The following is a 25,283-nucleotide window of genomic DNA, read 5'->3' on the forward strand; positions in this document are numbered from 1 at the left end:
ATGGAAATTAAGTAATAGTAGAGGACAAAAATATGCTTTTAATTTTTTTATTACCACTTATTGGGATTTTTTTGGCAGTTTTATTAAATAGGCTTTTTCCAAAAGCACAGTTTCATGGGTATGATATTCTCCCATTTTTCTTAGTGATTGCCTGCCACTTAATTGTGGTTCAGGAAAAAAGACCTGAATTTTTACCATACGGATTTTTGTTGTTTTTTATTTTAGTAATAATAATCGCAATATCCGAGGCAGTTAAAAACAAAAATATTTCTTTGGGCAAAATTTTTCGTGAAATCTGGGACTTTCTCACCATGAACACGATATTCTGGTACATCGGATTATTATTTATGATGATTTAATGGGCTGACGTGACACCAGCAAAATAACCTTAAAGGGTCGAAATCTCGCATGGGATTTCGATCTTTTTTTGCTTTTAAACATGGATAAATAAAAAATGTAAATTTTATACTAAAAAGTGGTAGGAAGTGGTGAAATGTGGTAAATTATTATTTGGAAGGGGGCTAGACCATGTTCATGGGTGAATATCATCACAATCTTGACAGTAAAGGGCGGTTAATTATTCCCGCTCGTTTGCGTACTCAGATTGGTGACAAGATGATTTTTACTCGTGGAATGGAAGGCTGCATTTTTGGCTATACTACTGAAGCATGGCAAAAAATTGAGGCTAAGTTAGCACAACTTCCGTTGACTAAGAGAAATGCGCGTAGTTTTACGCGTTTGTTCTACTCTGGTGCAATGGAATGCGAATTCGATAAGCAGGGACGTGTTAATCTGACCACAACACTGAAGAAACACGCATCCCTGATTAAAGAATGTGTCATTGTTGGCGTTTCAGACCGGATTGAAATTTGGTCAAAAGAACGTTGGGAAGAATTTAGCGACCAAGCTAATGATAACTATGATGACATCGCAGAAGATTTGGACGATATTGAGCTTTAATATGACTATGGAATTCAAACACACCAGTGTACTCTTACATGAAACAATTGAAAATTTAAAACCCCATGATGGTGGTCTTTACGTAGACGCAACTTTCGGTGGTGGCGGACATGCAAAATATTTGCTAAGCAAAATTGATCGAGGAACACTAATTGGTTTCGATCAAGATGAATATGCAATAAAGTCAGCACAGTTAAACTTTGCGGATTTGTTAAATCCTGATAGTGAACCCAAGTTAGAGCTTGTACACGACAATTTTAGTCATTTGAAGGAGAACCTAGTAGATCTTGGTTATCAAAATGGCATTGACGGTATATACTATGATTTGGGGGTTTCATCTCCTCAATTTGATCAAGCAGGACGCGGCTTTTCATACCGTTTCGATGCTAGACTAGATATGAGAATGGATCAAAGCCAAGAACTTGATGCATACCAATTAGTTAACAATTCGAGTCAGAAAGAATTAGCTAATATTTTGTATAAGTTTGGGGATGAAAAATATTCCCGCCAAATTTCTCGCAAAATCGTCGAAAGAAGACAAAAGAAACCAATAGAAACAACTTTTGAATTGGTAGAGGTTATTAAGGAAGCAATTCCTGCGTTTGCACGCCGGACTGGAGGGCATCCTGCAAAGAAGACATTTCAAGCTTTAAGAGTAGCAGTTAACCACGAACTTGATGTTTTGCAGGAATCACTTGAAGAAGCCATTGAGCTTTTGAAGCCAAGCGGTAGAATTAGTGTGATAACTTTTCAGTCTGACGAAGACAAAATCGTAAAAAACATTTTTAAGAAATACTCAGAAGTTGAAGTTCCGAGAGGAATGCCGATGATACCAGATAGTATGAAGCCAACACTTCGCTTGGTTAATCGAAAACCAATCATTGCTTCAGATGAAGAGTTAAAAAACAATAACCGCTCACACAGTGCAAAGTTGCGGGTTGCGGAAAAATTGTGAAGAGGAAATAGCAATGGCTGATAGTTTAGCAAGAAAAGTAGAATTTAATCCTAATAAACAACAAGAGCCCGAGCAACGAAAAAGACAGGTCTTAGATCATAGTCGCGTTGCTTGGAATGGCCTAGAAAAGTTTTTACTTGTTCTAGGAACCATTATTACACTGGGATTAATGACCCTATTAGTTTCTTCAAGCATTTCTGCCACTTCAGCACAACATGAATTAACCAGTGTGCAACGTGCAGTTGCAAAAGGGCAAAATCAAGTTAGTGATTTACATCAAGAATTAGGTGAGTTAACCTCAAGTGCAAGAATGAATAAAATTGCTAAGAGTAAAGGGTTGACTCTAATTGAAAAAAATATTAGGACTATTCGCTAATGAAAAAGCACAATAGTAATTTAAATTCGCAAAAATCCAAAGCTCACAAATACCGTTTTACAGTAGGTAGATTCCTCCAGGTAGCCGTAGCTTTGGTTTTTCTTGTATTTATAGGCAGATTTTTGTATATTGGAATCTCCAAGACTGTTAGTGGAGAAGATTTAACTAAAAAGACAGAACAGCTTTATATGCGTAATCAAGTTCTGAAGGCAACTAGGGGAACGATTTATGATCGAAATGGTTTAGCGGTTGCACAGGACTCGCATCTATATACTGTTTATGCCATCTTGGATAAGTCTTCGATCAATTATAAAAATAAGCCTGAATACGTTGTAAATAAAGAAGAAACGGCTGCCAAGTTAGCTAAGGTGCTGCCATTATCAAGTAGTCAAATACTGCATTATTTGAATCCTGCTCAGCCTGTTTTTCAAGTTCAATTTGGGACTGCGGGAATTGGTTTAACCAAGAAGCAAAAGGATCAAATTGAAAAGATGAAGCTTCCGGGAATTAAATTCTTCGAAACGCAATCGCGCCTATATCCTAACGGTAATTTTGCTTCTCATGTGATTGGGATAGCAAGCCCCGAATATGATAAGAAGAAGCGAACTCAGAACTTAGTCGGTACAATGGGTTTGGAAGCCTGGTATAACGATGAACTATCTGGTAAGGATGGTTATCAAATTTCATCAGTCGATGCGTCTAATTTTCAAACTCCGAATAGTGTTCAAAACTTCCAACCACCCAAGAATGGTAATAATCTTTACCTAACTATTGATTCTCAACTTCAAGAATATCTTGAAAGTCGCTTGTCGTATGTTCAAAATAATTTTGCCCCAGTTTCAATGACGGCTGTGGTTGAAGACATGAAAACGGGTAAGATTTTGGCTGCTTCACAAAGGCCAACTTTTAATCCGCAAACAAAAAAGGGCATAGAACATTCTTACCGTAACATTTTAGTGCAAGATACTTATGAACCGGGTTCAGTTTTCAAGGTATTAACGCTATCTGCGGCAGTTAATAGTGGCAGTTACCATCCAAATCAGTACTACAATTCAGGATCAGTCACGGTTAGTGGTTCTGTAATTCATGACTGGCAACCGCATGGCTGGGGTAGTATTCCATTTTCTCAAGCATTCCCACGTTCCAGTAATACCGGGTTTGTTCACATTGAGCAACAAATGGGTGCAAAAACTTGGCGTAAATATCTGAATAAATTTCATATTGGGCAAAAAACGAATGTAACGTTACCAGGGGAACAACCAGGTTTAATTGCGTTTAAGTCGCCAATTGACCAAGCGGTTACCAGTTTTGGTCAAGGTGTTAACGTCAATGTGATGCAAATGATGCAGGCATTCAGCAGTTTGGCTAATGATGGTCAAATGGTTAAGCCCCAATTCGTTGAGAAAATTACTAATGCGGAAGGCAAAACAATTTCTGGCTACCAAGTAAAAAATGTTGGCCAACCGATTTATTCAAAAGAGACGGCTCAAGTTGTTTTGGCAAATATGCGGCGGGTCTTAAATAAACAAATTGGGACAGGTTCTGTTTACCGCATTAAAGGTGAAAGTATTGCCGTTAAAACTGGTACGGCGCAAATTGCTAATCTTAAAGGTGGAGGCTACCTCAAGGGCGATAACAATTATACTTTTTCAGTTGTCGGTGTGACACCAGCTAAGCATCCGCGGTATTGTATCTATATTACTGTAAAGCAGCCACGTAAAATGACTAAACCAGCAGAAGTAATCTTGTCATCAATTTTTAAGCCAGTGATGAACCGGGTCATTTTAATGTCGAAAAATGAGGTCGATGATTCAACGATTGTTAAAATACCTAACTTCACAGGAATGACTTATTCTGAGGCACAAAAAAAGGCTCGTCAACTGGGCTTAAGGCTTGCCAAGATAGGTAGTGGTGATAAAATAACTGAACAGTCAATTAAACAGAACCAGAAGCAAGAAGCCGGAAAGCGAATGTTTGTTATGACTTCCGGCAAGATTACTTGTCCAAATATGAAAAACTGGACAATTGACGATTTGCACCAGTTTGCTGACTTGACTGGCGCAAAAATTACAATTCAGGGAAGTGGCGTCGTGCAAGAGCAAAGTCGTTCCGTGAATTCAACCATAAAGTCGGGAACAAAAATCAAAGTTAAATTAAAGGAGTAGCACTTTTTATGCTAGTAATCAGCATCATTGCATTAGTTAGTTCATTAGTCTTAACCGGTATTTTTTTACCGTGGATGATTATTTTTATGCGGAGCCATCATGAAGGACAAGAAATTCGAGATGAAGGTCCAAAGTGGCACGAAAAAAAATCAGGAACGCCAACGATGGGTGGTGTTGTTTTTGTTCTTTCGACGGTTATTTCCACCGTATGGGTTGCCTGCTGGCAAAATCAATTAAATAAATTAATCTGGATTTTATTAATCAGTTTATTAGGATACGGTATTATTGGCTTTTTAGACGATGGTATTAAGCTATTTTATAAACGCAATCTTGGATTAAAAGCCTGGCAAAAGTTTGCACTACAGATTTTGATTGCAGTCATTATTATTGGTATTGCAGCAACGGATCACTTTAGTTTTGGTCTATATATTCCCTTTATTGGCACTGTCACTAGCGTTGTTCTATTCACAATTTTTGAAATTTTCTGGCTGGTTGGCTTTTCAAACGCAGTTAACTTGTCAGATGGGTTAGATGGGCTAGCAACAGGGTTATCAATCATTGCATATGCGACATATGCCTATTTGGCTCTTAAGCAAAAGAATTTTGCGGTTCTCATTTTCTGTATGAGTGTTATCGGCGGTTTAATTTCATTTTTTATTTTTAACCATAAACCTGCTAAAATTTTTATGGGTGATGCCGGCTCCTTAGCACTTGGTGGCGGATTAGCTGCTGTTAGTTTATTCTTAAATAGACCGTGGTCATTGCTTTTGATTGGAATTGTTTTTGTTTGCGAAACGGCTAGTGTAATTCTTCAAGTTATTTCTTACCAAACTACAGGCAAAAGAATATTCAAAATGACGCCGATCCATCACCATTTTGAGATGCTTGGCTATTCCGAATGGAAAGTTGATATCATTTTTTGGATTGTTGGTTTAATTGGTAGTATTTTATATTTAATAATTTGGGGTTAAAAAAATAATGAGGCAAATAAAAAAATATGTCGATAAGAATATTTTGGTTTTAGGCCTAGGAAAAAGTGGTTTTGCAGTAAGTATGTTGTTGCTTAAACTTGGTGCAAAGCTGACTTTGAACGACCAGGCAGAACTTGCACAAAACGAGCATGCCCAAAAGCTCAAGGAATTAGGTGTACGCGTAATTGGTGGTCATCATCCAGTTGAACTATTAAGTGACGAGCACTTTGATTATTTAGTCAAAAATCCTGGTATTCCGTATGACAATCCAATGGTAAAAAAAGCTCTTGATTTGTCTATTCCAGTAATTACTGAACCAGAAATTGCCCTAAACGTGAGTGAGGCACCCTATGTTTGTGTCACCGGTTCAAATGGTAAGACTACGACAGTTATGCTGACGCAGCAAATACTTGAGCATCATTTAGCCCCGCAAAATCACCATGCTTATGCTGTTGGGAATATCGGAGTTCCAATTTCTGAGGTGGTCGAAAAAGCTACCAAGGATGACATTCTAGTTGTTGAAATGTCGAGCTTTCAATTATTGGGAGTGACTGACATTGACCCTAAAGTTGCAGCAATCGTTGATATTTATCACAATGTCCACTTGGATTACCACAAGACATTTGCTAATTATGTTAATGCCAAATTAAATGTTACGCGAACGCAAACGTCCCAAGATTATTTTTTGGCTAACTTTGATCAAAAGGAAATTTTAGCAAAAGAAAAAGAAGCAACCAAGGCTAAGGTACTAACCTTTTCTGAGAATGATCAAGCAGCAGATTATTTTATTGCTGATGGTTATTTGCAGAGCCATGAAGGTAAGATTATGAAGACGCAGGACATGAAGCTCCCGGGAATTCATAATCAGCAAAATGCTCTTGTTGCCAGTGCAATTGCGCAGATGATGGGCGCAAATGATGACGATATTCGCAAGGTGTTAACCACATTTACCGGAGCTAAGCACCGATTGCAATATGTTATGACATTAGACGACCGAAAAATATATAATGATTCAAAGTCAACTAATATCGAGGCTGCAACCGTGGCCATACCTTCTTTTAGTGAACCAGAAGTGCTGATTGCTGGCGGTCTTGATCGCGGATTTAATTTTGATTCATTGGTGCCGCTACTAAAAAAGCACGTCAAAGCAATCGTGCTGTATGGTGAGACGCGCTATTTACTGGCTGATGCAGCTAGAAAGGCCGGTATCAAGGAAATTGTTATTGAAAACTCGCTTCAAGAAGCTGTCCCTAAGGCCTATGAGTTAACCAGTCCAGGTGATGTTTTGCTATTTTCACCAGCCTGTGCTTCTTGGGATCAGTTTAGAACCTTTGAAGAACGTGGCGATTATTTTGTAAATTTTGTTAAGGAACTTAAAACGAAGTAAAATGAGGATTATTTTTACAGGTGGCGGTACAGGTGGCCACATTTATCCAATAATGGCATTAATCGAGAGATTAAAAGAAAGAAATATTGCAACAAATGATGAAATTCTGTTTGTTGGGACTAAAAAAGGACTTGAAGCGAAGATAGTTCCTGCAGCAGGGGTTAACTTTCAGACAATTGAAATTCAAGGATTTAGTCGGAAACATTTATTAAGTAATTTTGCCACTGTTAACCTATTTATGAAGGCTACTAAAAAGGCTAAGAAGATTATTACTGATTTTAAGCCTGACGTAGTTGTCGGAACTGGGGGCTATGTTAGTGGAGCAATAGTCTTTGCTGCAGCCAAATTGCATGTTCCCACGATGATTCACGAATCTAATTCAGTTGTCGGTGTGGCAAATAAGTTTTTAGGTCATTATGTTGATAAAATATGTTACACCTTTGACGATGCTGCTAAACAATTTCGGGAAAAGAAAAAGCTGGTTAAAACTGGTAACCCTCGTTCGCAACAAGTTTTAGGTTTGGCTGCCTCGAAGGTGGATTTGCAGAGTAAGTGGGGCTTAAATCCTAAAACTCCTACTGTCCTAGTCTTTGGGGGTTCCCGCGGAGCATTAGCGATTAATCGGATTATGTTAAAATCGTTAACTAAATTGGAAAAGAAGCCTTATCAAATTATTTGGGTAACTGGAACTTATTATTATGACGAAATCCAGAAGAAACTAGCAGGTATTGATTACGGAAAAACAATTAAAATTCTTCCTTATGTCAAAGATATGCCAGCGTTACTACCGAAAATGACGTGTGTAGTTTCAAGATCAGGTGCGACAAGTATAGCGGAATTTACGGCTCTTGGCGTACCGGCAATTTTAATTCCGAGTCCTAATGTGACTCATAATCATCAAATGATTAATGCACTCGACCTTGAGAAAAAGGGTGCGGCAACAGTAATTGCTGAAAACGACCTTAATCCTAATAACTTTATTTCTTCAATCGACCATATTTTGCTTGATAGCAAATATGCAGATGAAATGAGTAATGCTTCTAAAAAGCTTGGCGTTCCAAATGCTTCTGACCAAGTAATAAAGGTAATGCAAGAAATCGCAAAATAATTAAGAGTGGAGGTGAGACAGTTGACAAAAAAGCGGATAACTAAGATTGATCCCAAGGAAAAGCTATCACGCTATTTGGATCATCAATCTAAGCAAAAGAAAAGAAAAAACCAAACTAAAATCTCTGCCTCACTTTCTAAATTGCACAGTGAGCGTAAAAACGCTCTTTTTAAGCGACTAGGCTTAATTGTGGGCATCTCTATTTTATTTATCATTGCCTTGGGCTATTATATTTCACCACTGGCCAACATTCAGAGTGTCAAAATCGAAGGTGGAACAGATTTACCACTTAAGGAAGTAGTTAAAACTTCCGAAATTAGACCGAGTGACAAGGTTATTGATTATTTACTTCATTTAAATGATGTTAATAATAAGTTAACTGATAAATATACCGAGGTAAAAAATGTTAATATTAGCGTAAACCATTTTAATCAACTAGTTTTACAGATTAATGAATATAAAACGATTGGTTATATTAAAAAAGAAAATGGATATTGTAAAATATTATCCCACGGAAAGTTAGGTACGCAATTATTACCTTGGAATAAAGTAAGTCAAGATAAGCCGGTTTTTATTGGCTACAATCATGAGGTTTCGTTGAAAAACAATCTCAAATTATTTAATAGCTTGCCAAGTGACTTTCAGAGTCAGATCAAGCTTTTGAGTGGAAATACCCGTCGTAAATCGCAAGTGATTTTTTTGATGAAAGATGGAAACGTAGTCATCGGCAACGTCTCAACCCTCAAAAGCAAATTAAAGTATTATAATGAAATAAAGACTAAAGTAGGAAAAAACAGTTTGATTGATTTGGAAGTAGGAGCATTTAGTCGCCCACTTACTCCAAATGAAAAGCGGGCTTATGGCTTAACATAAGCTGAATTTATGCTTTTTTTATGTTAAACTTTTTAAAAGAGCATCGACGGGGGGTTAATTTTGGACAATACAAATCTTTTGGTGGGACTGGATATAGGTACTACCAGCGTTAAAGCAGTTGTTGCGGATTCAGGCAAAGTAATAGGTGCGGTGGCAGTTCCGAATAAAGGAATGCGGCATGGTAATATCGTTGATATTGATGAAACAGCGGATGCGATTGGACGAGCATTAAAAGAAATTGCGAATAAGACTAATGCAAAAATTTATCGTGTTGTAACGGGCATTCCGGTAGGAATGTTGCAGCTTGAAACAGCAAGCGATTTAATTAATGTAAGTGACAACGGTCAAGAAGTCGGTAATAACGATGTTAGACGGGTTGTTCGAGCAGCGATTAAATCTGCAGTTAAAAGTGAAAGGGAACCAATCGCCTTTTTACCTAGTCGATTTTTAATCGATGGTAGAACCGAAGTTGACGATCCCCGTAAAATGATTGCACATTCTTTGGCAGTGCAGGGGATTTTGTTAACAGCGCCTGCGAGCCCGTTGCATAATATCAAAAAGGCAGTCGAGCGTGCGGGCTATCAAAATAACTTCTTTATCCCAACCCCTCTTGCTATTGCTAGTGTTGCTCTTGATGAAAGTGAGCGCACATTTGGTTCAATCATTCTTGATTTAGGTGGTGGAGTAACCACTGCAACAGTTATTCATAATGGCCAAATCAAGTACGCAAATATTGACTTTGAAGGCGGTAGTGATATTTCAAATGATGTTTCTGCCGTTTTGAGCACATCTAAGAGTGATGCAGAGCAAATTAAGCTAGATTATGGCTACGCTGATCCAAATTTAGCGTCAGCTAAGAATAAATTTGCGGTTAACAGTGTTGGTTCTAACGGCCAGCAAATGGTTGATGAAGTCTATCTAAGTGAAATTATTAATGCACGAATTTTGCAAATTATCAGTCGAATTGAAAAAGGCTTAGTAAAGCATGACGCACTCAAACTTCCGGGTGGGATTGTGATTACTGGTGGCAATAGTTTGCTTCAGGGAATTGATAATATCATTGCTTCGAAACTGAATATTAAAACGCGGATATATCAACCTGATCAAATTGGGATGCGTAATCCAGTTTATTCGGCTGCTTATGGTATAGTAAACTATGCATATAAAATGTCTGATATTGACTTTTTGGTTATCAGTGCCATTTACGGTAAAGACTTACTGGGAGAACCGGAAGAGCACAACGAAAAAATTGCTAAAAATTCAAAAAGAGCAGTTGCTGGTAATGAAACCAAAGTAAAAGAAGAATATAATAGACATGAGTTGTTAAAGCGAGAGAAGAGATCGCAAGGCAAATCAAAAAATAATACGCAAAATAAAGATAAAAGCATTAAGAATTTCTTTAAAAAGTTCTTTGATTAAAGGTGGTTAATTAGATGGATTTCACATTCGATTCGGACGACAATAAAAATGCTGTCATCAAGGTGATTGGTGTCGGCGGTGCTGGTGGTAATGCTGTTAATCGAATGATCGATGACGGCGTACAAGGAGTTTCTTTTGTAGCTGCGAATACTGATGTTCAGGCTCTTAATAGTAATAAGGCAGAAACTAAAATTCAGCTTGGGCCAAAACTAACTCGTGGTTTAGGTGCAGGTTCACATCCTGAAGTAGGTCAAAAAGCTGCAGAAGAGAGTGAACAAACAATCGAAGATGCACTAAAGGGTGCAGATATGATTTTTATTACCGCAGGAATGGGTGGTGGTACTGGTACCGGTGCCGCACCTGTTGTGGCAAAAATTGCGCGTGAAACTGGTGCCTTAACTGTTGGTGTAGTCACACGACCATTCACATTTGAAGGCCCGAAGCGTTCAAAAAATGCGGCTGAGGGTATTTCGCAATTAAAGCAATATGTTGATACACTTGTTATTATTGCAAATAACCGGTTGCTTGAGATGGTTGACAAGAAGACACCAATGATGGATGCCTTTAAAGAAGCTGATAATGTATTAAAGCAAGGTGTTCAAGGTATTTCAGATTTGATTACTTCAACTGATTACGTTAACCTCGACTTCGCTGACGTTAAGACAGTTATGGCTAATCAAGGCGCTGCTTTAATGGGAATTGGCCGCGCTAGTGGTGAAAATAGAACAGTTGAAGCTACTAAGTTGGCAATTTCTTCACCACTTCTTGAAGTTTCAATTGATGGTGCTCGGCAAGTTCTATTGAACATTACTGGTGGACCTGATTTGACTCTATTTGAAGCACAAGATGCTTCAGAAATAGTTTCGAAGGCCGCTGGTGATGATGTCAACATTATCTTTGGTACTTCAATTAATCCTAATTTAGGAGACGAAGTTGTTGTGACTGTTATTGCAACAGGAATTAGTTCGCAGGCTGAAGAAGAGGCTTCAAAGCAGCTACCTGGCCGCAGTCATCAAGTTAAGGCTCAACCAAGCAAAGAGTCACGCTCACAAGTACCAGAACAAGGTACTGCAAAACCTGCTGCTGAAGAAGAAACGGCGGTTAACCAACAAACACAAGTACAACCAGCACCTAAGCATAAGACTATGGTTGACCCTACAAGTGTTTGGGGCTTAAATAGTGATGACACCCAAGAAACTAGACGTTCGACACCAGCCAGTGTTGAATCTAGTGAAAGACAGACTTCTTTTGATGATGACGACCAAAGCAGTATTTCACAAATTGAAACGAGTGCTATTGACGACGATGATACAGATGATATCCCGTTTTTTAGACACCGTGGTGAAAACTAATAGGAGGCAGTGTAATGGCTTTTAGTAAAATAGGTAAGTTTTTCGGTGTTTCTGATGACGAAGACGAGTTATTAGACGGCGAAGAATATGTTGATGACCAAGAAATAACCGATGAGGATAATATTCCAAATGGTGCGATTGATCATGATAAAGTGGTTTCCATCAAATCTGGAATCAATTCTGCTAAAAGCAAAATTGTTTTGTATGAACCCCGTGTTTATTCAGACGCAAAAGATGTTGCACAAAACTTGCTGAGTAATAAAGCAGTAATTATTAATTTCAGTCGAATGGAAGATGCCTCAGCGCGTCGAATCGTTGACTTTATTACTGGCACTGTTTATGCGTTAAATGGCGAGATTCAACGTATTGGTGACAAAATTTTCTTGGCAACCCCGCCAAAGTTTGTTACTAATGGTAAAATTAGCGATTTAGTAGATAAGAAAGATAATTTGAGTTAATGCTTACAGCAATTTATTACATCCTAAATACTATTAAGTGGATTATTTGGGTATACAGTATTGTTATGGTTATTGATGCAATTATGAGCTGGGTGCCGATGCTACGCGATTCATTTGTAGGTCGACTAATTGATCGTCTAGTTGACCCTTATGTAAATCTGTTCCGCAAAGGACCAATTCAAACTTTAACTAATTCGACTGGTTTGGATATATCGTTTTTAATTGGATTGTTAGTGCTTTATTTTATTCAAGATTACGTATTGGGCTGGATTGCTAATATTTTATTAAGGATCTTTTTATAATGAAGAAACGGCAAGCTAGCAAATTCTATCCATATTTTGATTCAGAAGAAAAATCGGTTATTGATAAAATGACCGGTTTTTTCAATAGCATTGTTTTTAAGCATCAACCTATTTTGACTGATTTTTTAAATCCTGGTGAACGAGATATTTTAAAAACAATTAGTGGTAACGACCTGTTTATTCAAGAATTTGGTGGATACACTAATGCTGAGAAAAAACGGGTTTACATGGCTGAGGACTGGGTCAATTTAACTCCTTGCGCCTATGAAATTACTCCTTGCGAAATAGTGTATCCGCATAAATTCGCCCACTTATCGCATAGTGCGATTTTAGGTAGCATAGCTAATTCCGGAATCGAAACTGATACTTTTGGTGATATCATTACTGACAATGCGGGTCATTGGCAAATCTTTGTAAAAAATGAGTTAGTTACTTTTTTTCAGGAAGAGATTAGCCGAATTGGCCGCTCGCAAGTTAAAATTCGGCCAATTGATGCCAAAGATATTTTGCATGCTGAAGATGATAGTACTGACGCAACGATTATCGCTGCATCGTTAAGAATTGATGCAGTATTATCGGGCATTAGTAAACAGAGTCGTAAAATGATCAAAGACGCAATTACCGCGAATTTAGTGAAATTAAATTGGCATGGAGTGCGAGATTCTAATATAATAGTAAAAGAAACTGATATCATTAGTTTGCGACATTTTGGAAGATGCCAGGTAATGAATATCTCGTCTACGAGAAAAGGTAAATTTAAGGTGGTGCTGAAGCTGTGGCAGACAAGAAAAAACAGACAAAAAAACTAACCCCCATGGACATTCATGATCAAGAATTTAAAAAACGAGGACTAAGTGGCTATGATCGGCACGAAGTTGATGCTTTTCTAGATCGGATTGTTGATGATTATGGAGATGCACTTGATGAAACGGTTGATTTGAAAAATCAAATTACAAAACTAAATCATCAAGTTGAAAAATTACAAGCGGAAGTAACCAGGTTTCATAATAATGAATCAGCAGCCAAGGCTCAATTAGCTGATGCACATGTAAAAGCCCAAGAAATCATTAATACAGCTACACAACAAGCTCATAATGAAACTGCTCAAGCTAAAGTTGATACTGAATACCAGAAGCAGCAATTAGATACAATCAAAGCAGATTATGATCGGGTTAAAAAAGAAGTTGCGGGTTATAGACGTTACATTCAAGAACTTTTGCAACAAGCAATCAAAAATCTTGATGATGAGAAATGGCAAAAGGCCCTTGATAAATATTTTTCGACTGAACGTTTTTACCCACCAGATGGTGCTGAGCCTATCATGTTAACAGATGCAGAAGAAGTTGTTGATGAAGATGACGACGATGATGTTACTGTTGAGGTTGACAATGGCGGAGATGATGAAGTAAACTTTGATGAAGACACCGCAGATGATCCTAAGCCAATGGCTGGAGATAGTCCTAATTCTGAAACGGTGAATTTACGAGAAAATGAAAATGCGCCAATTGTAGAACCAGGTGCGCAAATTATTTTTCCCGATAGTGATAAGAATCATAAATAATAAACAGGCAGTAAAACTTGAAAGCAAGTCAGCGAATTAGCGGTGGTGTAAGGCTAATATAAGAGCTTGATAGTTGATCAGCTGCTAACTAAATTGTTTATTCGGTAATTGCACGTTACGCAATCTATAAGTGGAGCTTAAAAGCTCAATTTAGGTGGTACCACGATGAATAAACCTCGCCCTAATTTTAGGACGAGGTTTTTTGACAGAAAGGAATTTAAATGAGAGTGAAAGATACGCTGAATTTAGGTAAAACTAAGTTCAAAATGCGCGGCAATCTTCCAGTTCGTGAAGCCGAGTGGCAAAAAGAATGGGATGAAAATAAATTATACGAGCAACGGCTAAAATTAAATGAGGGTAAACCACGGTTTGATTTACATGATGGTCCTCCGTTTGCTAACGGCAACATCCACATGGGTCATGCTTTAAATAAGATTTCAAAGGATATTATTGTTCGCTTTAAAAATATGAGCGGTCACTATGCTCCTTATGTTCCTGGCTGGGATACGCACGGCTTGCCAATTGAGCAGCAATTAGCGAAACAGGGCGTTAACCGCAAAGAAATGAGTCGAGCAGATTACCGTCAATTATGTGAAGACTACGCTAAAAAAGAAATCAAAAAGCAAATGGCTGATTTTAAGCGCCTTGGTGTAATGGGCGATTGGGATCATCCTTATATAACGTTGCAGCCGGAATACGAAGCTGAAGAAATTCGTGTTTTTGGTAAGATGTATGAAAAGGGCTACATTTATAAGGGTAAAAAGCCAGTTTATTGGTCACCATCAAGTGAATCCACTTTAGCGGAAGCCGAAGTTGAATATCATGATGTTAAATCACCTTCAATTTTTGTTGCATTTCCGGTTAAAGACGGTAAAAATATTTTAGATCCAAAAGACACTTACTTCTTGATCTGGACAACCACGCCATGGACTATTCCTGCAAACCAAGGTATTACTGTTAATCCAAGCTTTGACTATTCCGTTGTAAAAGTTAATGACAAAAAATATGTCGTTGGAACTGACCGCTTAAAAGCAGTTGCCGAAACTTTAGGTTGGGATAATTATGAGGTAGTTCAGCACCTAGCAGGCTCAGATATGGACCGTATGCTGGCAACTCATCCATTATATGGCCAGGATGTACTGCTGATGAACGCTATGCACGTTACCGCAGAAGATGGTACAGGCTTAGTTCATACAGCTTCGGGCTTTGGTGAAGATGACTATAATGTGGCCCAAAAGTATGGTTTGCCTGTCTTCAGTCCATTGGATAACAAAGGCTGCTTTACGTCTGAAGTACCAGATCCCGATTTAGTGGGCATGTTTTATGATGATGCAAATAAAGTGGTTGCAGAAAAATTGCGCAAATCCGGCAATTTGCTAAAATTGAGTTTCTTTACCCACTCATATCCACATGATTGGCGTACCAAGAAGCCCGTAATTTATCGTGCCACAACTCAATGGTTTGCTTCAATCGAAAAATGTCGTCAACAAATTCTTGATCAAATTGATAAAGTTAACTTCACACCTTCGTGGGGTAAAGTTCGTCTGCATAATATGATTAAGGACCGGGGAGACTGGGTAATTTCGCGTCAACGTGCTTGGGGTGTTCCGTTACCAATTTTCTATGCCGAAGATGATACGCCGATCGTAACGCCAGAAACAATTGAGCATATTGCGCAAATCTTTGCTAAAGAGGGCTCAAATGCTTGGTATAAGCATACTGCCAAAGAATTATTACCTGAAGGCTTTACCTCTGAGCATTCACCAAATGGTGAATTCAGAAAAGAAACTGACATTCTAGATGTTTGGTTTGATTCGGGGTCATCACACCAAGCTGTAATGGCTAAAAGACCAGACTTGCGTTTTCCTGCCGACTTATACCTTGAAGGTAGTGATCAATACCGGGGATGGTTTAACTCAAGTTTAATTACTTCAGTTGCTACTACAGGACAAGCGCCATACCGCAGTATTTTATCTCAAGGGTTCGTCCTTGATGATAAGGGACATAAAATGTCTAAGTCACTTGGTAACGTTATCGCACCAAATGATGTAATCAAACGGATGGGAGCCGAAATTATTCGACTCTGGGTTGCTTCTGTAGATGCAACTTCCGACGTTGCCGTTTCGCAGGATATTTTGCAGCAGACCTCAGAGAGCTACCGGAAGATTAGAAATACATTCCGTTATATGCTTGCCAATACGTCTGACTTTGATCCAGAAAAAGATCGAATTCCGTATGAAGAGTTAAACTCAGTTGATCAATATCTCGAAGTACTTTTGAACCAATTGGTAAAAACTTGCTTAGATAAATACGAGCAATATGATTTTAATACGGTCTATAAGAAGGTCTTTTCATTTATTTCAAATGATTTATCTGCGTTCTACTTGGATTTCGCTAAAGATGTTTTGTATATTGAAGGTCAAGACAGTCATGCTAGACGCTCAATGCAAACTGTTATTTACGATGCAGCAGTCAAATTAGCCAAAGTATTAACGCCAATCTTGCCTCACACGATGGAAGAAATTTGGTCATTTTTAAAAGAAAAAGAAGACTATGTCCAATTAGCTGACATGCCAGAAGTTTCCGAATATCAAAATGAGGCGGAACTACTAGCAGACTGGAAACAATTTATGAGTATGCGTGACGATGTTTTGAAGGCTTTAGAGCAAGCACGTGATAAGAAGTTGATTGGTAAGTCATTTGAAGCTGCAGTAACAATTTATCCTGATAAGGAAACTGAGGCTGTTTTAGCTAAACTTGATGCCAACTTCAGACAAATTTTAATTGTTTCTAAACTAACCATTGCAACTGACCCAGCACCGGCAAATGCCGAAAAATTGACTAATGGGGCATATATTGTTGAACGTGCTGAAGGCGAGGTTTGTCCACGTTGCCGGATGATCAGAACTGATATTGGTGAGGACAAAGATTTGCCACTAATTTGTGGACGTTGTGCTAAGATAGTCAAAAGTGATTATCCAGATATTGTCCAAGAAGGATTAGAGGAATAATGCGTTTAGGTACAGTAAAACAATTTGATCAAAACAGCAGTTTTGGTTTTATTGAAGATAGTGAAAACCATAAATCGTATTTTGTATTTTATACTGCAATTAAAGAAGAGGGCTATCGTCGTCTTCAAGTTGGGCAAAAAGTTAAATATCAACTTGCTCAAGGAAAAAATGGGCTTCAGTGCGTAAATGTTTACTTGGCCCAATCTACAGGAAAGTGAATAAATGGATTTAACAGAAACTGAAATTTCTTCAAAACAGATTTTCTCAGGTCGAATTGTTGACCTCTCGGTTAGAACAGTTAAATTACCTAATGGTGAAACTACTCTTAGAGAAGTGGTTAAGCATCAACCTGCAGCGGCAGCTATTGCCGTAAATGAAAAGCAAGAAATGCTTTTAGTTGAACAATGGCGGGAACCAATTAAGGAACTAACTTTAGAAATTCCTGCTGGTTTGGTTGACGAAACTGATGCGAGTCCTTTGGACGCGATGAAACGGGAACTGAATGAAGAGGGCGGCTACCATGCCGATTATTGGGAAAAAATCACAGATTTTTATTCGTCACCTGGTTTTACCAATGAGAAATTGTATTTATTTTATTGCGATACATTAACAAAATTGACTGATAAACGGCCACTTGATTCTGATGAATTTTTAACTGGCCATTGGTTCAGTTTAGAAGAGTTGAAGAGACTTTCTGCACAGGGTAAAATTGTTGATGCAAAGACATTGTATGCAATGAGCGTATGGGAAAATATGCTTTTAACAGGTGCAAACGCAAAGGATTAAGATGACTGAAAAACGATCAGATTACCGTAAGAAAAATAAGCATAAAAAGAATAAGGGCTTTTTCAATACAATTAAATCGGCATTTGATGGCAATGATGAGGAAGTTGACGTTAACCCTGAATTTACTCGGTCTGAAAATGAGGGTGCGTCAAATATTCAGCAGCCAAACAGGGAAAATACGCGCAAAAAGCGGCGAAAACAAGGCAATTTTAGCCAAAAAACTGCTAATTCGCATATTTCCCCGAATGACCATGCACTTACTAGTGAACAAAAAGGTCTTAGACTAAAGAAAAAATTGAATCGAGCAATTTTTATTATGCTAGTTTTAATTATTTTGGTATTACTGGCGTTATTTCATCTATAAAATTAACGAGGGTAAAAATGAAGATAGCAATTATTGTCCCAATGGAAATTGAGGCAGAATATTATCATAAGTATTTTCACTCTGGTAGCAAAGAAATGTTCGGATCAACGTTATTCGAGCATTTTTGCGTTAACCATAATGATATTTATATTGGTTTGAGTGGAATAGGTAAAGTTCAGGCTGCGATGAACCTAGCTAGCTTGCTAAGCAAAGTGGATATTGACTTAATATTCATGACTGGTTCCGCTGGATCTTTACAGGCGAAAGTGCACAAAGAAGATTTGATACTAGCTAACGCTTTTGCTTATCATGATGCGCATAACACTCTTGCTGGCGATTATGTTGAAGGGCAAATTCCGGGAGAACCCGCAGTTTTTAAACTAGATTCACCTGCTAGAAAACGATTTGCTACTTTTTTAGAGCAACAGAACGTCAAATTTCAAGAAGGTTTAATAGTTACTGGAGATTCTTTTATCGGCTCTGAAGCGCAAAAAGAGGCGATTAAGGCGAACTTTGCAACTGCTTTAGGAGTTGAAATGGAAGGCGCAGCTTTTGCACAGGTTGCCGCTCATTTCAATAAACCATTAGTAGCTATGCGTGCTATTTCAGATAATGGCGATAATGATGCAAATGAAGATTTCGATCATTTTGCGCAAAAGGTAGGGGCAAAGGCTGCTAAGTTAATTTGTGCCTATTTAGAAGAGATGAATTAAATCATGAAACAAATATATCTTGATAATGCAGCTACAACACCGATGTCTCCCAAAGTGATTGATGTGATTACCAAGGAGATGAAGGATGATTTCGGCAATGCTTCTAGCACTTATGAGTTGGGGAGAAAAGCACGGCATGTAATTGATCAGGCTCGTTCAAAAATTGCGGCAGCGATTAATGCCAAAGATAATGAAATCATCTTCACCTCTGGGGGCTCCGAAAGTAATAATACCGCTATTTTAGGCACAGCTCACAGTCGGCAAAACGAAGGTAAGCGTATTATTACGACTAAAATTGAGCATCCTTCTGTTTTAAACCCAATGAAAAAGTTGGAGCAAGAAGGCTTTGATGTAATTTATCTTGATGTAGATGAACATGGTCATATTGCTCTTAATGACCTAAAAAAAGCCTTAACGCCTGAAACGATTCTGGTATCAATCATGGCGGTCAACAATGAAGTCGGGACAATTAATCCATTAAAGGAAATTGGCGCAATTGTAGCTCAAAGCAACGCTTATTTTCATGTTGATGCGGTTCAGGGGCTGGGTAATATTGATTTGGATGTCAAAGAAATGAAGATAGATTTGTTGTCTACTTCAGCCCATAAAATAAATGGTCCCAAATTTCTTGGCTTTTTATATGAAAATAACCAAATTAAGTTACCGCCACTCGTTTACGGTGGAGAGCAAGAAACTAAAAGGCGGGCTGGAACGGAGAATGTTCCTGGTATTGCTGGTTTTGGTGAAGCTGTTACAGAAATTACTGCTATTGATAAGAATGATTTGCAGAATAAATATCAAAAATTACAAAAAATTATTTTAGATAAATTGACTGCAGAAAAAATTGCTTATCAGATTAATGGTGGCGTGGGTGAAAATGTATCACATCACGTTCTAAATTTACGCCTAAATGGTGTTTCAACTACAGTGCTGCAGGCTAATCTTGACCTAGCTGGTTTTGCTGTCTCGGGTGGTTCCGCTTGTACAGCTGGTTCACTTGAGCCGTCGCATGTGTTAATTGCTTGTTTTGGTAAGGATTCTCCTAGAATTTCAGAATCAATCCGAATTTCATTTGGCCGGTATAATACTGAAACAGAAGTAGAGGAATTTGCTGAGCAACTAAGCAAGATCGTTAAAAAAGTCCAACAAAGGGAAAATTAGTTGCTTTTTAAGAAAAATTAACTTATTATTTGTAAGCAAGAGGTGTAATCATGGCAAATACAGTTATAATCAATGGTGATAATCGTAAATTTACGCTTAGTCCAGAACTAAAGCTTTATGCATTAATTGATGCGGGCTTTGTTAAAACAGTTAAAGGGAATTTTAATTACGAACATCCTTTGTACAATGATTCACCTTATAATGCGCCAACCAAGCTTAAGATGACGATTAACAAAGATTTAAACCATTTAACGATGGTCATTACGGATCGTAATGGTTTGCAAAAAGTAAATATTTTTAAAAACAAGCAATTAGCGCCCACGGTTGAACTTTTGAACTATATTTTAAAAGATCTTGAAGAGCGTAATATTATTGTTGCTGTAAAGGATTGATTTAATTGGCTAAAAAGACCAGAGTTGTTGTTGGAATGAGTGGCGGAGTTGATTCCTCTGTATCTGCATTATTGCTTAAAGAGCAGGGCTATGATGTTATCGGTGTTTTCATGAAGAACTGGGATGACACGGATGACGCCGGTGTTTGTACCGTAACTGAAGATTACGAAGATGTTAAAAAAGTTGCAGATCAGATTGGTATTCCATATTATTCAATTAACTTTGAAAAAGAATATTGGCACCGTGTTTTTGAATATTTTTTAAACGAATATCAAAAAGGACGGACGCCTAATCCTGATGTAATGTGTAACAGTCAAATTAAGTTTAAATCGTTTTTAGAATTTGCTTTAAATTTAGATGCCGACTATATTGCTATGGGTCATTATGCTAAGACCGTGACTGATAAAAACGGGATTACTCATATGATGCGTCCAAAAGATGGGAATAAGGATCAAACTTATTTTTTAAGTCAATTGACGCAAGACCAAATAAAGCGGGTAATTTTTCCGTTAGCAAATCTAACCAAACCACAGGTTAGAGAAATCGCCATTAAAAATGGTTTAGTAAATGCTAAAAAGAAGGATTCTACTGGAATTTGCTTTATCGGTGAACGTAATTTCCGAAAGTTTCTGAGTGAGTTTTTGCCAGCACAAGCGGGTAAAATGGTTACTCCTGACGGTAAGATCGTAGGCGAGCATGCTGGTCTGATGTATTACACCATCGGTCAACGTTCAGGTCTAGGACTTGGCTCGACCAAGGAGTCTACTGCACCTTGGTTTGTGGTCGGGAAAAACTTAGCTAAGAATGAACTAATTGTAGAGCAAGGCTATGATAGCAAGTTGCTTTATGCGACTGAGCTTAAGGCAAGCGGGATGACGTTTTTTACTGGTCAGCCTGATCATGACTTAACGCTCCATTGTAGCGCAAAGTTTCGTTACCGTCAGCCAGATGTTGAAGTAACAGTGGATTACCACGCAGCAACCAATACCGCGACGGTTTACTTTGCTGAGCCGGCTCGAGCAGTTACACCTGGTCAGGCACTCGTTTTATATAATGGTGAAGAGTGTCTTGGTGGCGGCAATATTGATTGTGCTTACCAGAATGAGCAAAAATTACAGCTAGTTTAAACAGTAATAACAATTAAGAAAAATGTGTATAGAGCATTTTTCTTTTTTTGTTGGCTTTTTCAAATACAACATAAGATTGTTAGTCTTATTGAATTTTTTGCTTTTTTCAATTGCGTTAATTAAATGATAAACTATGAAGGTAACAATAAGAGGAGATTGATCGATTAGTAATGCAGATTTATTTTATAAGGCATGGAAAAACAGAATGGAACTTAGAACGAAAATTTCAGGGAGCACATGGTGATTCTCCACTCTTACCCCAAAGTTTAATTGATATTCAAAAACTTGGACATTATTTAAGTCAAACGGAGTTTGCTGGTTTTTATTCTAGTCCGATAAATCGTGCATATGAAACTGCCAAAAGATTAAAGTCGAGTATGTCTTCTTCTTTAATAATTAACCGAGACAAGCGTTTACGCGAATTTGACTTGGGTAAAATGGAAGGACTTAATTTTACAGAGGCTGCTAGGCAGTACCCACAGCAAGTCGCGGATATTTGGGATAGCCCTGAAAAGTACGATGGTAAAAGCATCGGCGGAGAAGACTATTCAGACGTAATTCAGCGTGGATGGAGTTTTGCGCAGGAAATTGCTCAAAAATACCCTGATGATAGCGATAAAGTAATTGCTGTAAGTCATGGTGCAGCTTTAAGCGCGATCATGGGCGGACTTTTAGCTTATCCTCTTTATGATATTCGTCATAATGGCGCCCTCAGTAATACTAGTTTAAGTATTTTGGAAACGACCGATCAGGGAAAGAGTTTCCACTTACTCGTTTGGAATGAAACTAAGTTTTTAGGAAGAAAAATATTAGGAACAGATTCACTATGACAAATGACCAAAATAACCAAGCAAAAAATAAGCAGCAATCTGAAAAGCAGATTCATGATCTGATTACTAAAATTGATGCAGACCCGCAAAATACTGAAAATTACCTAAAACTTGCTACTTGTCTAATTGAACAGGGGAGTTTTGACCAAGCAACACAGCTTTTAGAACAAGCAAAACATCTTGTTAAAAATCCGCAGGATTTAGACTATGATTTGGCAGTTTGTCTATATCTACAAGGCGATTTTGCTAAAGCTTTAGAGTTACTAAACCAAATCCCAAATGATGACTTGGTCTTATACCAAAAGGCTCTGGTTTTTCTCAAATTGGGACAAAGACAGAAGGCTTTAGCCCATGCATTAACAATCAAAAATATCGATAATCGGGTTAAAGAATTGCTGGGAGATATTTGGCTAAGCTTAGGTGATTTAACTAGTGCAAAATCGAGTTATCAGCAAATAAACGAAAATCAAAGAAGTGCTAAGGTCAATTTCATGCTAGGCATAACAACTCTTAATGATAATCGCAAGGAAGCTGAAGAATATTTACACAAGGCTAAACAAGAGGATCCTAAATTTTACCAGCAGGCTCAAGAACAATATGATGCAATTTTAAAAATGATTAACGATTCGGAAAAGAAAAATGACTAAGTTTAACGGTAAATTAAATCGAATAGTTTTTGAAAACGATCAGGATCTTTTTAAAATTCTTGATGTAACTATCATTGGTAAACTAGAAGATTATGATCGAGAAGAAATTAAAGTTACTGGTAGTTTTGGCGATATTCAGGAAGGTGGAACTTACACTTTTGACGGCAAGCTAGTCGTACATAATAAATTTGGCTTGCAATTTCGCTGTGACAGCTATAAGCAATCAGTTCCGCAAGAAAAAGGAAGTTTAACACGCTATTTAAGTTCCAGTAAATTTCCGGGAATTGGGAAAAAGGCTGCGGATACTATCATCTCAGCTTTAGGAACAAATGCTTTAACCGTGTTAAAAGATAATCCGGCTAAAGTGGCCACATTGCCATTAACCAAAAAGCAAAAGGACAGTTTGATTTCGGGTGTTAATTCAATGGACTCATACTCAGAGATTGTTCTTAAATTAGCACAATTTGGCTTAAATAAAAAAGTGGCAGCTAGACTGTATCAAATTTATCACGGTGAAACTCTAGCTAAATTGGAGCAAGATCCGTATGCAGCGATTGCAGAAGTTACAGGCTATGCGTTTAAAAGTGCTGATAGAATGGGCAGTAAATTGGGAATTGCTGCCGATGATCCGCGACGTATTAATGGTGCAATTTTCCAAATTTTACTCGATGAACTAAGTAAAGAGGGAAATACCTTTGTAAAGTTGGCGTTACTTCTAACGCAAGCAAGTAAGTTATTACAAATTAAACAATTTGATCCCATTGCTACGTGCGTTAACAATCTCCAGCACCAGGGCAAAATTGTTGTATCTGGTGAAGATGCTGCATTGCAGTCTATTTTTGAGACTGAAAACGAAATTGCTCTCACGATGAAGAATCTGATTGAGCGGAAGAATACCACCAAACCATATAAGGAACGAGCAATTCAAACGGCCATAAAAAATGCTGAGAAGAAATTAAAAATTAGCTATGACGACACCCAAAAGCTGGCCATTAAAAATGCTTTAACTAATCCGATTTCGATTCTGACAGGTGGCCCGGGAACAGGTAAGACAACTATTATTAATGGTATTTTACTTTCATTGCGAGAGCTGGCTGAAATTCCTGCTTCGTCTTTATATAGTAGCGATCCGCCTTTTTTGCTAGCTGCTCCAACAGGTCGGGCTGCTAAAAGAATGGAAGAGATTACCGGTATTACGGCCAAGACCATTCACAGGATGTTGGGATTAGGAATTGGTGAAAACGACGCTACTGATTTAAACGAATTAAACGGCGAAATTTTAATTATCGATGAAATGTCTATGGTTGACATGTTTTTGTTTAAGCAACTGATTTCTAGCATCAATGATACAAAGCATATCGTTTTTGTTGGGGATAAGGACCAATTGCCATCAGTTGGTGCAGGCAATGTCTTTAGTGATTTAATTAAGGCTAATGCTTTTCCTACAACTGTTTTAAAGCAAATCCACCGTCAAGGAGACGACTCGAGTATTATTACGTTGGCTCATGATATTAATGAGGGTGAAGATCAGCAATCTTTGTTTACTAAAACTAAAAATTATTCTTTCATTTCTTGTCCGCCGCATGAAGTTGATCATGTAGTAAGCCAAATAGTTGAAAGAGCTATTGCCCATGGTTTTGCTAAAGATGACATTCAAGTCTTAGGTGCCATGTATCAAGGACCAGGTGGAGTAACCAATCTGAATAATGTTATACAGGAAATTATGAATCCGGCTAAACCTAACAGTAAAATCCTCGAAGTTCATGATGAAGCTTTTCGGATAGGGGATCGGGTTTTACAGTTACAAAATAATCCTGAAAAAGATATATATAATGGTCAAATTGGTAAAATTTTAGCGATTGATGAAAAAAATCCGCAAAAGTGTATGACTGCAGACTTTGATGGGCGGGAAATAAACTTTAGCAAAAAAGATTTATTTGATTTGACCAGAGCTTATGCAATAACAATTCATAAGGCCCAAGGTTCGGAATTTCCACTAGTAATTTTGAGTTTAACAATGCAAAATTATGTTATGTTGAAACGGAATCTGCTGTACACTGCGGTTACGCGTGCCGAAAAAAACTTGGTTTTAATTGGCGATCCTCGGGCGTATGTAATGGCGCTTAATACTTCTGGTAATGATCGGCAAACTGGTTTAAGTCAGAAATTGCAAGGGCAATTAGGCGTTGTTAGTCAGACAATCCCTGAGAAAAAGGTGGAAACACCAAAAGTAGACGAGCAGGTAGAAGAAAAGCCTAAAGATTATTTACTTACTTCTGAATTAATTTACGCTGGTAAAATCGACCCAATGATTGGAATGGCTGATATTAAGCCAGGAATGAAGCATTAACTCAGAATAGGAGAA

The 25,283-nt window shown here is 37.9% G+C and carries 26 protein-coding genes; all 26 read left to right on the plus strand.

What is annotated here, in order from left to right; genetic code table 11:
* Window positions 1-32 precede the first annotated feature (32 nt).
* The 26 genes from GYM71_RS04485 to recD2 all read left to right on the plus strand — a co-directional run bounded on the left by GYM71_RS04485 (window position 33) and on the right by recD2 (window position 25,268).
* Window positions 33-359: a DUF3397 domain-containing protein gene (locus GYM71_RS04485; RefSeq protein WP_103751520.1), complete on the plus strand. Its 327-nt coding sequence runs from the start codon at window positions 33-35 to the stop codon at window positions 357-359.
* Window positions 360-528: 169 nt separating this feature from the next.
* Window positions 529-960, plus strand: coding sequence for a division/cell wall cluster transcriptional repressor MraZ (gene mraZ, locus GYM71_RS04490; protein ID WP_103751521.1), 432 nt, complete (start codon window positions 529-531; stop codon window positions 958-960).
* 7 nt (window positions 961-967) lie between these two features.
* A complete protein-coding gene (rsmH, locus tag GYM71_RS04495; RefSeq protein WP_220221073.1) occupies window positions 968-1,915 on the plus strand; it encodes a 16S rRNA (cytosine(1402)-N(4))-methyltransferase RsmH in 948 nt (315 codons plus the stop codon).
* Window positions 1,916-1,928: 13 nt separating this feature from the next.
* Complete coding sequence (gene ftsL, locus GYM71_RS04500; protein ID WP_103751522.1) at window positions 1,929-2,291, plus strand: cell division protein FtsL; 363 nt, start codon at window positions 1,929-1,931, stop codon at window positions 2,289-2,291.
* Entirely contained in the window at window positions 2,291-4,456 is a 2,166-nt protein-coding gene (locus GYM71_RS04505; protein ID WP_220221074.1) for a penicillin-binding protein, read from the plus strand. Before ftsL ends, GYM71_RS04505 begins: the two co-directional genes overlap by 1 nt.
* Before the next feature lie 8 nt (window positions 4,457-4,464).
* A complete protein-coding gene (mraY, locus tag GYM71_RS04510; protein ID WP_220221075.1) occupies window positions 4,465-5,427 on the plus strand; it encodes a phospho-N-acetylmuramoyl-pentapeptide-transferase in 963 nt (320 codons plus the stop codon).
* A gap of 7 nt (window positions 5,428-5,434) precedes the next feature.
* Window positions 5,435-6,814 (plus strand): UDP-N-acetylmuramoyl-L-alanine--D-glutamate ligase, encoded by a 1,380-nt coding sequence (gene murD / locus GYM71_RS04515; RefSeq protein WP_220221076.1) that lies wholly within the window; start codon window positions 5,435-5,437, stop codon window positions 6,812-6,814.
* Between the two features lies 1 nt (window position 6,815).
* Window positions 6,816-7,922: an undecaprenyldiphospho-muramoylpentapeptide beta-N-acetylglucosaminyltransferase gene (gene murG, locus GYM71_RS04520; protein WP_220221077.1), complete on the plus strand. Its 1,107-nt coding sequence runs from the start codon at window positions 6,816-6,818 to the stop codon at window positions 7,920-7,922.
* A gap of 21 nt (window positions 7,923-7,943) precedes the next feature.
* The gene (locus tag GYM71_RS04525; protein ID WP_220221078.1) at window positions 7,944-8,795 is read left to right on the plus strand and encodes a cell division protein FtsQ/DivIB; all 852 of its coding nucleotides are present in this window, start codon (window positions 7,944-7,946) and stop codon (window positions 8,793-8,795) included.
* 60 nt (window positions 8,796-8,855) lie between these two features.
* On the plus strand, window positions 8,856-10,214 hold the full coding sequence (gene ftsA, locus GYM71_RS04530) for a cell division protein FtsA (protein WP_220221079.1): 1,359 nt from the start codon (window positions 8,856-8,858) through the stop codon (window positions 10,212-10,214).
* A gap of 14 nt (window positions 10,215-10,228) precedes the next feature.
* Window positions 10,229-11,566, plus strand: a complete 1,338-nt coding sequence (ftsZ, locus tag GYM71_RS04535) for a cell division protein FtsZ (protein ID WP_220221080.1) — start codon at window positions 10,229-10,231, stop codon at window positions 11,564-11,566.
* Window positions 11,567-11,580: 14 nt separating this feature from the next.
* The gene (locus GYM71_RS04540) at window positions 11,581-12,024 is read left to right on the plus strand and encodes a cell division protein SepF (protein WP_220221081.1); all 444 of its coding nucleotides are present in this window, start codon (window positions 11,581-11,583) and stop codon (window positions 12,022-12,024) included.
* Window positions 12,024-12,326: a YggT family protein gene (locus tag GYM71_RS04545; protein ID WP_103751531.1), complete on the plus strand. Its 303-nt coding sequence runs from the start codon at window positions 12,024-12,026 to the stop codon at window positions 12,324-12,326. The genes GYM71_RS04540 and GYM71_RS04545 overlap by 1 nt, the downstream gene beginning before the upstream one ends.
* Complete coding sequence (locus GYM71_RS04550; RefSeq protein WP_220221082.1) at window positions 12,326-13,135, plus strand: YlmH family RNA-binding protein; 810 nt, start codon at window positions 12,326-12,328, stop codon at window positions 13,133-13,135. Before GYM71_RS04545 ends, GYM71_RS04550 begins: the two co-directional genes overlap by 1 nt.
* Window positions 13,102-13,887 carry a DivIVA domain-containing protein gene (locus tag GYM71_RS04555; RefSeq protein ID WP_220221083.1) on the plus strand — a complete coding sequence of 262 codons (786 nt, stop codon included), beginning with the start codon at window positions 13,102-13,104 and terminating at the stop codon, window positions 13,885-13,887. Before GYM71_RS04550 ends, GYM71_RS04555 begins: the two co-directional genes overlap by 34 nt.
* A gap of 221 nt (window positions 13,888-14,108) precedes the next feature.
* A complete protein-coding gene (gene ileS / locus GYM71_RS04560) occupies window positions 14,109-16,898 on the plus strand; it encodes an isoleucine--tRNA ligase (protein WP_220221084.1) in 2,790 nt (929 codons plus the stop codon).
* Window positions 16,898-17,116 (plus strand): cold-shock protein, encoded by a 219-nt coding sequence (locus tag GYM71_RS04565; protein ID WP_103751535.1) that lies wholly within the window; start codon window positions 16,898-16,900, stop codon window positions 17,114-17,116. The genes ileS and GYM71_RS04565 overlap by 1 nt, the downstream gene beginning before the upstream one ends.
* 4 nt (window positions 17,117-17,120) lie before the next feature.
* Entirely contained in the window at window positions 17,121-17,684 is a 564-nt protein-coding gene (locus GYM71_RS04570) for an NUDIX hydrolase (RefSeq protein WP_220221085.1), read from the plus strand.
* Between the two features lies 1 nt (window position 17,685).
* On the plus strand, window positions 17,686-18,048 hold the full coding sequence (locus GYM71_RS04575; protein WP_220221086.1) for a hypothetical protein: 363 nt from the start codon (window positions 17,686-17,688) through the stop codon (window positions 18,046-18,048).
* A 17-nt stretch (window positions 18,049-18,065) separates the two neighbouring features.
* Window positions 18,066-18,761: a 5'-methylthioadenosine/adenosylhomocysteine nucleosidase gene (locus GYM71_RS04580; protein ID WP_103751538.1), complete on the plus strand. Its 696-nt coding sequence runs from the start codon at window positions 18,066-18,068 to the stop codon at window positions 18,759-18,761.
* Window positions 18,762-18,764: 3 nt separating this feature from the next.
* Complete coding sequence (locus GYM71_RS04585) at window positions 18,765-19,922, plus strand: cysteine desulfurase family protein (protein ID WP_220221087.1); 1,158 nt, start codon at window positions 18,765-18,767, stop codon at window positions 19,920-19,922.
* Window positions 19,923-19,972: 50 nt separating this feature from the next.
* Window positions 19,973-20,314: a DUF1831 domain-containing protein gene (locus GYM71_RS04590; RefSeq protein ID WP_103751540.1), complete on the plus strand. Its 342-nt coding sequence runs from the start codon at window positions 19,973-19,975 to the stop codon at window positions 20,312-20,314.
* A gap of 5 nt (window positions 20,315-20,319) precedes the next feature.
* On the plus strand, window positions 20,320-21,441 hold the full coding sequence (gene mnmA / locus GYM71_RS04595; RefSeq protein ID WP_267413583.1) for a tRNA 2-thiouridine(34) synthase MnmA: 1,122 nt from the start codon (window positions 20,320-20,322) through the stop codon (window positions 21,439-21,441).
* A 170-nt stretch (window positions 21,442-21,611) separates the two neighbouring features.
* A complete protein-coding gene (locus GYM71_RS04600) occupies window positions 21,612-22,271 on the plus strand; it encodes a histidine phosphatase family protein (protein ID WP_220221088.1) in 660 nt (219 codons plus the stop codon).
* Window positions 22,268-22,918 carry a tetratricopeptide repeat protein gene (locus GYM71_RS04605; RefSeq protein ID WP_220221089.1) on the plus strand — a complete coding sequence of 217 codons (651 nt, stop codon included), beginning with the start codon at window positions 22,268-22,270 and terminating at the stop codon, window positions 22,916-22,918. Before GYM71_RS04600 ends, GYM71_RS04605 begins: the two co-directional genes overlap by 4 nt.
* Window positions 22,911-25,268, plus strand: a complete 2,358-nt coding sequence (gene recD2, locus GYM71_RS04610; RefSeq protein WP_220221090.1) for an SF1B family DNA helicase RecD2 — start codon at window positions 22,911-22,913, stop codon at window positions 25,266-25,268. The genes GYM71_RS04605 and recD2 overlap by 8 nt, the downstream gene beginning before the upstream one ends.
* The last annotated feature ends 15 nt before the right edge of the window (window positions 25,269-25,283 follow it).

Source organism: Lactobacillus panisapium (genome assembly GCF_019469265.1).
Classification (GTDB): Bacteria; Bacillota; Bacilli; order Lactobacillales; family Lactobacillaceae; genus Lactobacillus; species Lactobacillus panisapium.

Bases quoted from the DNA above. Each gene is read 5' to 3' on its own strand.
- GYM71_RS04485 (WP_103751520.1), top strand. From the start codon at position 33: ATGCTTTTAATTTTTTTATTACCACTTATTGGGATTTTTTTGGCAGTT.
- mraZ (WP_103751521.1), top strand. From the start codon at position 529: ATGTTCATGGGTGAATATCATCACAATCTTGACAGTAAAGGGCGGTTA.
- rsmH (WP_220221073.1), top strand. From the start codon at position 968: ATGGAATTCAAACACACCAGTGTACTCTTACATGAAACAATTGAAAAT.
- ftsL (WP_103751522.1), top strand. From the start codon at position 1,929: ATGGCTGATAGTTTAGCAAGAAAAGTAGAATTTAATCCTAATAAACAA.
- GYM71_RS04505 (WP_220221074.1), top strand. From the start codon at position 2,291: ATGAAAAAGCACAATAGTAATTTAAATTCGCAAAAATCCAAAGCTCAC.
- mraY (WP_220221075.1), top strand. From the start codon at position 4,465: ATGCTAGTAATCAGCATCATTGCATTAGTTAGTTCATTAGTCTTAACC.
- murD (WP_220221076.1), top strand. From the start codon at position 5,435: ATGAGGCAAATAAAAAAATATGTCGATAAGAATATTTTGGTTTTAGGC.
- murG (WP_220221077.1), top strand. From the start codon at position 6,816: ATGAGGATTATTTTTACAGGTGGCGGTACAGGTGGCCACATTTATCCA.
- ftsZ (WP_220221080.1), top strand. From the start codon at position 10,229: ATGGATTTCACATTCGATTCGGACGACAATAAAAATGCTGTCATCAAG.
- GYM71_RS04540 (WP_220221081.1), top strand. From the start codon at position 11,581: ATGGCTTTTAGTAAAATAGGTAAGTTTTTCGGTGTTTCTGATGACGAA.
- GYM71_RS04545 (WP_103751531.1), top strand. From the start codon at position 12,024: ATGCTTACAGCAATTTATTACATCCTAAATACTATTAAGTGGATTATT.
- GYM71_RS04550 (WP_220221082.1), top strand. From the start codon at position 12,326: ATGAAGAAACGGCAAGCTAGCAAATTCTATCCATATTTTGATTCAGAA.
- ileS (WP_220221084.1), top strand. From the start codon at position 14,109: ATGAGAGTGAAAGATACGCTGAATTTAGGTAAAACTAAGTTCAAAATG.
- GYM71_RS04565 (WP_103751535.1), top strand. From the start codon at position 16,898: ATGCGTTTAGGTACAGTAAAACAATTTGATCAAAACAGCAGTTTTGGT.
- GYM71_RS04570 (WP_220221085.1), top strand. From the start codon at position 17,121: ATGGATTTAACAGAAACTGAAATTTCTTCAAAACAGATTTTCTCAGGT.
- GYM71_RS04575 (WP_220221086.1), top strand. From the start codon at position 17,686: ATGACTGAAAAACGATCAGATTACCGTAAGAAAAATAAGCATAAAAAG.
- GYM71_RS04580 (WP_103751538.1), top strand. From the start codon at position 18,066: ATGAAGATAGCAATTATTGTCCCAATGGAAATTGAGGCAGAATATTAT.
- GYM71_RS04585 (WP_220221087.1), top strand. From the start codon at position 18,765: ATGAAACAAATATATCTTGATAATGCAGCTACAACACCGATGTCTCCC.
- GYM71_RS04590 (WP_103751540.1), top strand. From the start codon at position 19,973: ATGGCAAATACAGTTATAATCAATGGTGATAATCGTAAATTTACGCTT.
- GYM71_RS04600 (WP_220221088.1), top strand. From the start codon at position 21,612: ATGCAGATTTATTTTATAAGGCATGGAAAAACAGAATGGAACTTAGAA.
- GYM71_RS04605 (WP_220221089.1), top strand. From the start codon at position 22,268: ATGACAAATGACCAAAATAACCAAGCAAAAAATAAGCAGCAATCTGAA.
- recD2 (WP_220221090.1), top strand. From the start codon at position 22,911: ATGACTAAGTTTAACGGTAAATTAAATCGAATAGTTTTTGAAAACGAT.